9 protein-coding genes are annotated in these 10,439 nt (G+C 69.3%); 5 read left to right on the top strand and 4 right to left on the bottom strand.

Translation table 11 applies throughout. The features are described 5' to 3' along the window. Positions 1 to 149: 149 nt before the first annotated feature. A complete protein-coding gene (locus ACFWF3_RS10955; protein ID WP_378633609.1) occupies positions 150 to 1,439 on the bottom strand; it encodes an adenylosuccinate synthase in 1,290 nt (429 codons plus the stop codon). A gap of 247 nt (positions 1,440 to 1,686) precedes the next feature. Here ACFWF3_RS10955 and ACFWF3_RS10960 point away from each other — a divergent pair, with 247 nt between their 5' ends. From ACFWF3_RS10960 to ACFWF3_RS10970, 3 genes are read left to right on the top strand one after another with little or no spacing between them, the layout of a single operon-like run. Beyond that, positions 1,687 to 2,316: a hypothetical protein gene (locus ACFWF3_RS10960; RefSeq protein WP_378633606.1), complete on the top strand. Its 630-nt coding sequence runs from the start codon at positions 1,687 to 1,689 to the stop codon at positions 2,314 to 2,316. Then, entirely contained in the window at positions 2,313 to 3,101 is a 789-nt protein-coding gene (locus tag ACFWF3_RS10965; RefSeq protein WP_379313488.1) for a site-2 protease family protein, read from the top strand. The genes ACFWF3_RS10960 and ACFWF3_RS10965 overlap by 4 nt, the downstream gene beginning before the upstream one ends. 37 nt (positions 3,102 to 3,138) lie before the next feature. Further along, positions 3,139 to 3,993, top strand: a complete 855-nt coding sequence (locus ACFWF3_RS10970; RefSeq protein WP_378995893.1) for a glycosyltransferase family 2 protein — start codon at positions 3,139 to 3,141, stop codon at positions 3,991 to 3,993. 2 nt (positions 3,994 to 3,995) lie between these two features. Here ACFWF3_RS10970 and ACFWF3_RS10975 read toward each other — a convergent pair whose 3' ends face one another. The 3 genes from ACFWF3_RS10975 to ACFWF3_RS10985 all read right to left on the bottom strand — a co-directional run bounded on the left by ACFWF3_RS10975 (position 3,996) and on the right by ACFWF3_RS10985 (position 7,918). Then, on the bottom strand, positions 3,996 to 5,162 hold the full coding sequence (locus ACFWF3_RS10975; RefSeq protein WP_378995891.1) for an aromatic acid exporter family protein: 1,167 nt from the start codon (positions 5,160 to 5,162) through the stop codon (positions 3,996 to 3,998). Between the two features lie 25 nt (positions 5,163 to 5,187). After that, positions 5,188 to 5,622, bottom strand: a complete 435-nt coding sequence (locus ACFWF3_RS10980; protein ID WP_378633595.1) for a DUF3151 domain-containing protein — start codon at positions 5,620 to 5,622, stop codon at positions 5,188 to 5,190. Between the two features lie 1,819 nt (positions 5,623 to 7,441). Beyond that, the gene (locus ACFWF3_RS10985; protein WP_379313489.1) at positions 7,442 to 7,918 is read right to left on the bottom strand and encodes a hypothetical protein; all 477 of its coding nucleotides are present in this window, start codon (positions 7,916 to 7,918) and stop codon (positions 7,442 to 7,444) included. Positions 7,919 to 8,141: 223 nt separating this feature from the next. On the opposite strand from ACFWF3_RS10985, the gene ACFWF3_RS10990 reads away from it, so the two are divergent. Continuing rightward, a complete protein-coding gene (locus tag ACFWF3_RS10990; RefSeq protein WP_379313490.1) occupies positions 8,142 to 9,416 on the top strand; it encodes a hypothetical protein in 1,275 nt (424 codons plus the stop codon). A gap of 98 nt (positions 9,417 to 9,514) precedes the next feature. Continuing rightward, the coding region (locus ACFWF3_RS10995) for a fused (3R)-hydroxyacyl-ACP dehydratase subunits HadA/HadB (protein ID WP_379313491.1) at positions 9,515 to 10,439 on the top strand (925 nt) is incomplete at its 3' end.

Here is a 10,439-nt window from a genome sequence, read left to right on the forward strand (position 1 = left end):
CCCCGCCACCCCCTATATATACCCCCCTACCTTCGTCGGCAGCTTCTTTTGTTTTTAAGACCATGTTACCTATATTCGCACCCCCCCCAACCCCACTGGCCGGGTCCATTACCCGCCCCGGCACCTCCGACTGGTTTCCCAGTCTCACATCACGCGAGCACGTCGTGCCGAACGATCGTCTGGTCGCGACCCGGACCCACACCGATGCACGAGATCCGCGCACCCGACAGCTCTTCCAGCCGCAGCACGTACGCCTGGGCGTTGGCGGGCAGCTCCTCGAAGGTGCGGGCGTGGGAGATGTCCTCCCACCAACCCGGCAGCTCCTCGTAGATCGGCTTGGCGTGGTGGAACTCGGTCTGCGTAGTCGGCATCTGCTCGACCCGCTTGCCGTCGATCTCGTACGCCACGCAGATCGGCACCGTATCCAGCCCGGACAGCACGTCCAGCTTGGTGAGGAAGTAATCGGTGACCCCGTTGACGCGCGTGGCGTACCGGCTGATCACCGCGTCGAACCAGCCACAACGCCGCGCACGACCGGTGGTGACACCGACCTCGCCGCCGTTCTTGGCCAGGAACTCACCGAAGTTGTCGAACAGCTCGGTCGGGAACGGGCCGGAGCCGACGCGGGTGGTGTAGCACTTGAGAATGCCGAGCACCGTGTCGATCTTGTTCGGTCCGATACCCGAACCCACCGCCGCGCCACCCGCGGTCGGGTTCGACGAGGTGACGAACGGGTAGGTGCCGTGGTCGACGTCGAGCAGCGTGCCCTGCGAGCCTTCGAGCAGCACGGTGTCGCCGCGCTCGAGCGCCAGGTTCAGCTCGAGCCGGGTGTCGGAGATGCGGTGCTTGAACGATTCGGCCTGCTCGAGCACCTCGTCCACCACCTGCTGCGGGTCGAGCGCGCGGCGGTTGTAGATCTTGACCAGCACCTGGTTCTTGAACTCCAGGGCGGCTTCGACCTTCTGGGTGAGGATCTTCTCGTCGAGCACGTCTGCCACGCGGACGCCGACGCGGGCGACCTTGTCCTGATAGCAGGGACCGATACCGCGACCGGTGGTGCCGATCTTGCGGTTGCCGAGGAAGCGTTCGGTGACCTTATCGATGGCCACGTGATACGGCATGATCAGGTGCGCGTCAGCGGAGAGCAGCAGGCCGGAGGTGTCGACTCCGCGCTCTTCCAGACCGGCCAGTTCGTCGAGCAGCACGCCCGGGTCGACGACGACACCGTTACCGATGACGTTCTTCACACCGGGGGTGAGGATGCCGGACGGAATCAGGTGCAGCGCGAACTTGTCGCCATTGGGAAGAACCACCGTGTGGCCGGCATTGTTGCCGCCCTGGTATCGGACCACCCACTGCAACCGCTCACCGAGCAGGTCTGTAGCTTTGCCCTTACCCTCGTCGCCCCATTGGGCGCCGATGAGGACGATTGCCGGCATTTCGGAGTCTCCTACAGATCGACGGCAGCACACGCGGCACTGCAGCTACCTGCCGTACTGAGGCGGTGGCCGGAGACACAGTCTAGCCGACGCCTGATCAGGTCCCGTCGACCTGCCCCGCCGGAGCGGTTCGACCCCGCCCTACCGCACCTGCCCTGATCGGTTACGGTTACCAGTCGGCAGTGATTTTGCGTGACCGAGGAGGGTGTACCGCAGTTTGAGTACCCACGTTCTCCGATGCGGTGAAATGCCGGTCCCGATCGCGCTCTCCTCGTTACCCAACACCCAGACCGGGCGTGTCCCCGATGTCGCGGTGATCGACGAGTTGCTTCCGGTGCTGGCCGCCGACAGCCTGCCGCGCCTGATCGTGCTCGGCGCCGATGCCTCGCTCGCGGCCGTGCTCACCCATCTGATGCGCACCGAGCGATTGCACGTCGAAGTCGGTTTCGTCCCGGTCGACACCACCTACGCCTCGCGGGTCTATCAGACCGGAACCGGCAACGGCGCCGCGAAGCGCGCGGTGGAGGGCCGGGCGATCGAGACCCCGCTGATCCGCGACGACACCGGCACCGTGCTGGTCGGCCGCGCGAGCATCACCGGTGTGGACGGCGCGAAGCTCGAGGGCGAAGCCTATGTCGACGACACGCTGCTGTTCACCGGCAAGGTCACCACGATGCTGATCTCGCCCACGATGACCATGCCCGGTGTCCGCGCGCGAGTGCGCAAGGGCCTGCGCAAGCGCACCTGGGTGTCCGGCCGTGCCGCCCAGCTCGGGACGCCGGGGGCGGTCGTCACCCGCGACGGGATCACCGCCGAACGTACCGTCCCCCGCTCGACCTTCTATCGATTCGAACAACCCTGGCTATTGGTGCGATGACCTACTCCTTCCCCTCGGATCGGCGGTCCGGGCACAGCGCGGTCCGGCCGAGCCCGGTTTTCCTGCTGATCGTCCTGATCACCGTGGGCGGCGGTGCGCTCGCCTGGGACGCCGACATCGATTCGGTGCGCGCCAAGGTCGGCGTCTTCATGCTCGTGGTGTTCGGCTGGATCATCAGCTTGTGCCTGCACGAGTTCTCCCACGCGTATGTGGCGTGGCGGGCAGGCGATCACGAGGTGGAGGTGCGTGGGTATCTCACGCTGAATCCGCTGAAGTACAGCCACCCGGTGCTGTCGATCGGTCTGCCGCTGGTGTTCATCGCGCTCGGTGGCATCGGGTTGCCCGGCGGTGCGGTGTATGTGGACACGACACGGTTCAAGACGAGTGTGCAGCGCCTGGTGAGCGCGGTCGGACCCGCGTCGAACGCGCTGTGCGCGGTGGTGCTGCTGATCGTGATCCGGGCTTTCGGCTCGGTCGCCGAACATCCCGCGTTCTGGTGCGGGCTCAGCTTTCTGGCGTTTCTGCAGATCACGGCGTTTCTGCTGAACATTCTGCCGGTGCCGGGGCTGGACGGCTACGGCATCATCGAGCCGTCGCTGAGTTACCAGACCCGGCGCTCGCTCGATCAGTTCAAGCCCTACGGCATGTTGATCCTGTTCGCTGTCATCTTTTTCACCCCGCTGAGTCAGGTGTTTTTCAACGGTGTTTACGCATTGTTCGAACTGTCCGGGGTACCTGAGGTGTGGGCCGCCTATGGTGGCCAATTGACCCGATTCTGGCGTTAGCCTCGGGTCAGCATCGACCCTGGAACGGAAATTGCGTATGAGCTCCACCGGATCGTCCGCTGTCCTGTCCGTCGTCATCCCGGCGCTCGACGAAGCAGCGGGCATCACCGCATGCCTCGAGCGCCTCGTCGACCAGGACACGATCGATGAGATCGTCGTCGTCGACAACGGCAGCACCGACAACACCCGCGAGATCGTCGCCGAACTCGCCACCCGACATCCCAAGATCGAGCTGATCTGTGAGCCGCAGCCCGGCGTCGCGTTCGCTCGCAACACCGGCTTCGACAAGGCTCGCGGGGACTACCTCGGCCGCATCGACGCCGACACCCTCGTCTCCCCCGAGTGGGGCGCCACCGTGCGCGCCCACCTCGACTCCTACTCGGACACCATGGCGGTGACCGGCATCAGCACCTATCACGACTCCCCCATCGGCATCTTCCTCGCGGCCGCGATCGGCGGCCAGGAACGGCTGGGGATGATCAAGACCCAGCCCGTCGGCAATGTGCACGGCGCCAATATGGCGATCCGGCGCTCGGCGTGGGACCAGGTGCGTGCCGCCACCACCACCCGTCGCGACCTGCACGAAGACCTCGACCTGGCGCTGTGCCTGTCGAAGGCGAAGCTGCGCATCGACCAGCTGCCGACGCTGCGGGCCGAGATCTCCGCGCGCCGTCGCAAGACCCCGCCGGACGTGTGGTGGCAGTACCAGTTGCGCGGCCTGCAGACCATCGCCAATCAGGGCTACGCCATCGTGCCGTTCCACCGCGCGGTGATCACCGGCGCCTGGATCATGCACACCTCGCAGTGGCCGATCTACCGGGCGTGGGATTTCGATCGCAAGCGTTTCTCGCTGCGATCGGGGCGCCCGCGCGTTTCCCCCGTCGGCAACTGAAGTCACTCCTCGGGCGTCACATACGGATTGGGCACAGTGGGCGGAAGCAGGGCGATCGCCGAGATGCGCTGCATTCCGCACACCACCATCAGATCCACCACGATCGAGCGCAGCTGCGCGAACACCACATGCGCCGACAAGCCCGCCCCGACAACGAGTTCGGGGCGGGCAGCCTTGGCGACGCCGCGCAACGAGGTGAGAGCTTCGGCCTGATCGGGTTGCTCGCCCGGATCGGCCAGCATCATCTTGCGGACCACGTCGGTGGCGTGGCCCAGCTGGTCGACCAGGTCGATCAGGCGCGGATCGAGGACCTCGTCGTCGCGGACCAGAGTGAGCGAACGGCGCAGCAGCACGCGGGTATTGCGAACGGCGTTGTCGAGCGGATCGGCCGCGTTGTGGATGCGTTCCAAACGCTTTCGGGAGTTCCAGTACAGCGGTGAGATGCGGCTGATCTCACGGCCGCCCGCGAGTGCGTCGCGCAGGGCGTCGATCTGGGGCTGGGTGTCACGCACCGCCGACAGCGAGTCGGAGACCTTCGTCGAGTTCTGTTCGAGCAGGCCCTCGGCGCAGGTGATCATCGATTTGCTCATCACCGACAGCACGCCGGCAGCGTGTTCGCGGGCGCGGCGCACCGGGTGCAGGGGGATCAGCGCGACCATCACCACACCGACGAGTCCGCCGATCAAGGCGTCGATCATGCGGTTCGGACCCGCGCCGGGCGCCTGATTCAAGGTCGAGACCAGCACGGCCGAACCCGCCGCCTGCATGGTCATGAGCGCGCCGCTGCCGAGAAAGACCGACACCGACATGGCGCCGCCGACCACCAGGGCCACCTGCCAGACGCCGGTCCCGACCTGCGCGATGAACAGGTCGCCGATGCCGATGCCGACCGCGACACCCACCACCAGTTCCACCGACCGGCGCACTCGCGCACCGAACGAGATACCGATGGAGACCACCGCGGCGGTCGGGGCGAAGAACGGTTCGATGTGGCCGACGAGGTTGTGGGCGATGAACCACGCCAGCCCGGCGCCGAGCGCGCACTGGATGATCGGAATCGCCGAGAGCCGCAGGCGCTCGATCGACGCCCGGTACCGGCCGACGGTGCTGACCTTGGCGGCCGCGACAACCGGAGTGGCGACGGCGACGAAAGGCTTGTGTTCGCTCACCTACGACTCGGACCCGGCCACTGGCTCAGTCCAGGCCGAGTTCGTTCGCCGCGCGCGGGTCGCAGTCTTCGAGCAGGTCGAGGCAGCGCGCGTACTCCTCGGTCTCGCCGATCGTCTTCGCGGCGCTCGCCAGCGCGCCGACGCTGCGCAGGAAGCCCTGGTTGGGTTCGTGACTCCACGGGACGGGGCCGAAACCCTTCCAGCCGTTGCGCCGCAGCAGGTCGAGGCCGCGGTGGTAGCCGGTGCGGGCGAAGGCGTACGCCGCGACGGTGTCGTGGTTCACCTCGCCGCCGGCGCGCTGCAGAGCGGCTTCCGCCAGCTGGGCCCACGCGATCGACGCGGCCGGGAACTGCGCGGCGACATCGACCGGGTCGGTGCCCGCGGCAATGGCGTCCTCGGCGTCGATCAGTTCGGGAAGGAGGACCGGCTGCGGTCCGAGCAGGTCACCGAAGGAGGTCATGGGTTCATTGTGCACCGAGGCTGTGGCAGTCGCCGACCGGCCCGCCGCTCAGCGACCGGCGGTCTCGCCCGCGCAGCGCCCGTCACGCATGCCTTCACCTTCGCTCGGGCTGTGCGCGGCACGCCCGGAACCCGGCCCTGCGACGTCGGCTGTCGCCCTTCGCTCCGATCGCGCGCGCAAGCTCGCGACCACTCGGCGGTCGCACCTCGGGAGCCTGCCTGTCTCTTCGCCGCCGCCGTGCGCGCGAGACTTGGGACCGCTTCGCCGCTGTGCCTATTAGGCTGAGCGCAGAGTGCAACGTTCGAGCCTGAGCGAGGGGTACAGAGGTGTCCGACCCGACCGACGAGAACAACCCGGCAGCAGAGTCCGCCGGTCCCGGCGCGCCCGGCCAGCGTGACGATTCGTCCGCGTCCCCTCCCGGCGCACCGGAGTCGGTCACCGAGCCGGACCGGGCGACGAGACCGCCGGTGGGTCCCGATGAGACCGTGGTGATCCGGCGAGGAGATCTGCCGGGTCGACCCGATGACGGTGCGCGCGTGCAGGACGCACGTTCCGGTGGGACGCAGCCCGCCGCGGGGCAGGGCGATCAGCCCGGAGGTGCTCAGCGCCCGGGTGGTCCCGATACACCTGGTGGTGCTCAGCGCCCGAGTGGTCCCGATGCACCCGGTGCTCCTCAGCGCCCGGGTGGGCCCGTGGCTTCCGGTGGATCGCGGGCGCAGAGTGGATCTGCACAAGAAGGACCTCGCGCACCGCAGGGTAACGCCGCTGGTGGGCGGCCGGACAGCACTGCGCCCGGCGCCGGACAGGGTTCCGCGCGACAAGGCACTGTGCCTGGCGGGCAACAGTCTTCGGGACCGGGTGCACAGCAGTCGTGGGGCCGCCCGGGGTTCACGCCCGGTGGGGCGCGGCCGGGAGCGGGACAGCCGGGCAATGTTGCTGGTACTCAACAACCTTCAGGCCGCCCGGGCAATACGCCCGGTGCACAACCGTATTCGGGCCAGAACGGGCCGCGTGCCACGGGCCCGGCCGGCGGACCCGGTTCGCCGCAGGGCGGCGGACCACACGTGGGACGCGGGCCGAGTGGTGGACCCCAGGCGGGTTTCGGGCCGAGCGGTCGTCCCGGTTCGCAGCAGCCAAGTGGACAACCAGCGGGACGCGGGCCGAGCGGCCCGGGTTCGCAGCAAGCGGGTGGACCGCCGGCGGGACGCGGACCGAGCGGCGGGCCCAGTTCAGCGCAAGCGGGTGGACCGCCCGCGGGCCGTGGGCCGGGTGGCCCGGGATCGCCGCAAGCGGGGCGCGGGCTCAGCCCTCAAGGTGGTGGACCGAATCCGGGGTACGGACCGGGCGGTGGCCCCGGTTCGCAGCAGGCCGGTGGACCTCGCGTCGAGGGTGGAAACGCCGGTGCGCCCGGCGCTCGGCAGGCGGGCGCACCGGGCAATGTGAGCGGTGGATCGCAGCCCGCCGGACCGGGTGGCGAGTCGCGAGTCGGCAGGCCCGGTGGTGGCTCGCCTTCCGCCGGGCGGCAGGGGAACGCGCCCTCGGGATCGAATGGCCGATCAGCGGACCAAGGGGTGGAACAGGATTCAGCTGACGGCGGCTCGCCGTTGGCCGGATTGTCGAAGGGGTTGCCCGGCGGGAGCCGGGACGACCGAGCGAAGGTTTCGGGCCCAGCGGCTCGGGACGAGCAGGGTTCCGACATCGCCGGACCGGACGCGCCGACGACCGCGATGCCGATTCCCGGGCGGAACCCGTCGGTGGGGCGCGGGGGTTCGGCAGATGACCGCACGGTGAAAATGGGTGGCTCCCAGGCGAAATCGGCTCAGGCCGATGTGCCGACTGCCGCGATGAACAGGGCCGATCTCGCGGCGGCGTCGGATGCGGAGTACGGCGACGAACCCACACCGAATGACACCACCGCACGTGGCGCGGTGGTGGGAGCAGCGGCGGCAGGCGCCGTCGCCGCAGGTGCCGCGGCGGCGGCGAGCGGCGGATCCGACGAGACGTCGGATGCGCGAGGCTCGACGTCGAACGCCGAGGACAGCTTCGACACACGGGCCCAGGACGGCGACAGCTCCGCGGAAGGGACCGCAGCCGAAGCTGATTCGAATGCGTCCGCCACCGCAGAGCAGAAGGACGACCCGACCGCCGCGGCGAAGACGAACACCGAAGCCGACTCGGTCACGACCACCGGGTCCACAGCTTCACGGCCCGCGAGCACCGCGCCCTCACCTGCCGAGCGGGCGGCGGACGCCGAGGCAACAGGCGCACGGTCCGCGGCGACAGGGTCCGCAGCCACAGGGTCCGGGGCAGCAGGATCCACGGCCGCAGGATCCACGGCCGCACGGTCCGCGGCGGCAGGGTCCGTAGCCACAGGGTCCGCAGCCACAGGGTCCGCGGCCACAGGGTCCGCGGCCACAGGGTCCGCAGCCGCCGGGTCCGCAGCCGCCGGGTCCGCAGCCGCCGGGTCCGCAGCCGCCGGGTCCGGGGCCACAGGGTCCGGGGCAGCAGGGTCCGGGGCCGTGCAGTCCGGTGCTGTTGCGGGACAGGGTGACTCGCGGGGCGACAAGCCGGTTGATGTCGACGCGACCGAGAAGTTCCAGACCAGTGGGCCCTCGGACGCGGGCTCCGGGTCCGAGGATCGGACCGTGGCGATGCGTACGGTGAGTGCGGCGGATGCGCCGACCACCGCGATGCCGGTGCAGCGGGCGAAGACCGCCGGGCCGGGCGGAACCGACCGGGTGGTGCCACCCGCCGGTGGGCGGCCCGCGATGACGCCGCCGCCGAATACGCCCCGCGGTCCCGCAGGTCCCCGACAGGCCGGACAGCCCGGGCTCGGCGGTCCTACCGGCCCCGGACAGCACCCCGCGGGTCCGGGACAGCAGGGACCGTCGGGTCCCGGCCAATACGGGCAGGGATCGCAGGGACCCGCACGCGGCCAGCAAGGGCCTGCCGGCTCGCGGCCCGGCGGACCCGGGCCTGTCGGTCCAGGACAACAGGGCCGAAGCCAGCACGGGCCCGCCGGTCAGCAGGGCCCGGCGGCTACCGGCGAGCGAGGACCCGCCGGTCCCCAGCAGTTCGGGCCCGCTGCGGCCGGTCTGTCAGGACTCGCGGCTGCGGGCAACCAGTCCCCCGGTGGCACCGCCGCGGCCGATTCGGACCAGCAGGGAGTCGAGGAGACTCAGCCGTCGCCGCCTCGCGGCCCGGGTGCGCCGCAGCGGACAGGTGGATCGGCGCCTTCGCCCGCGGATATCCAGCCGACTCGACCCGCCCAGCAGTTGGCCGAGGGTCAGCGGCAGGTGGCGCCGCCGCAGCGGATCGGGTTCGAGCAGGGCGAGGAGGCCGGTGCGCCCGGCGCCGAGCGGTCCAAGAAGTGGCTGCTGGCTGCCGGTGGCGCCGCGGTGCTGGTCGTCGCCTTGATCGCGACGGTCGTGGCACTGATGGGCGGTGCGGACGATTCGCCCGAGGGACAGGTGAAAGCGGTGATCGGGGACTACACCGACGCGCTGCGCAGCGGTGACCTGGAGGACCTGCGGGCGAGCACGTGTGGCGAGCTGCACACGTTCTATCAGGGCATCAGTCCCGAGCAGTTCAAGGGCGTGCACGACGTCTCGACCGAGCGCGGTTCCATTCCGGTCGTCGACAGCGTGGACGCGGTCCGGATCACCGGTGACACCGCCCTGGCCCAGGCCACCGTGTACACCACGGCGGATCCGTCGAAACGGACCGCGCGGACGTTCGACCTGCAGCGCACCGACGGTAGCTGGAAGGTGTGTGATCCCGCGGGCACTCCCTGATCGTGCGTAGACCCGTCGTAGTGGGCAGTTCTGCCTGCTATGACGGGTCACACATAACTGGTGATCCAGATGGGTGAACAAGTAATGTTTTCCGGATCATGAGCAGGGAACAGACAGTGGAGCAGCCGGACATCGATGCTGTGGTCCCGGATGCGACGCTGGTCGGTCAGCGCTTCGCGTTCCGCGATCACTACGAAGTCGGCCGCGAGAAGATCCGGGAATTCGCTCGCGCGGTGCAGAATCTGCACCCCGCCCATCAGCAGGAAGTCGACGCGCGCAAGCTCGGCTACGACGGGGTGATCGCCCCGCCGACCTTCGCGTCGGTGATCGGCATGACCGCCACCCGAGCCCTGCTCGACAGCGTGCTCACCGAGTACGACCTGTCGCAGGTGCTGCAGACCGACCAGGTCTTCGAGCTGTTCCACCCGATGCTGGCGGGCGACCGGATCAGCACCGAGATCGAGATCGAGTCGATCCGCCAGTTCGGCGACAACGACTTCATCAACGTCGGCTTCAAGCTGCGCAACCAGCACGACCAGGTCGCCGTGCAGGGCACCACCACGATCGTGGCCCGCCGCGGCATCGAGGTCGACCCCAATATCGTCGAGGCCGTCGAGAACATCAGCATGCACCCGCGCCCCGACACCATCGGCGGCGTCGGCGCGGGCGATCTCCTGATCCGCCACACCGGCCCTGCCCCCGCGCTCCCCGCGCGCGAAACCGTCGCGGTCAACACCACCCCCGAATTCGACTCTCTGACAAAGGGAACCGAACTTCCCCCCGCCACCGCCCGCCTGACTCGCGGCGACCTGGCCAACTACGCGGGCGTCTCCGGCGACCCCAACCCGATCCACTTCAGCGACCGCGCCGCCGAACTGGCCGGGCTCCCCACCGTGGTCGCGCACGGCCTGCTCACCATGGGCCTGGCCGCGCAGTACCTGACCGACTGGCTGGGCGACCCGACCGCCATCGAGAAACTGAGCGTCCGCTTCTCGGGGTTCGTTCCGGTTCCCCCCGCCGAGG

The sequence above is a fragment of the Nocardia sp. NPDC060220 genome, assembly GCF_042727815.1.
Taxonomy (GTDB): Bacteria; Actinomycetota; Actinomycetes; order Mycobacteriales; family Mycobacteriaceae; genus Nocardia.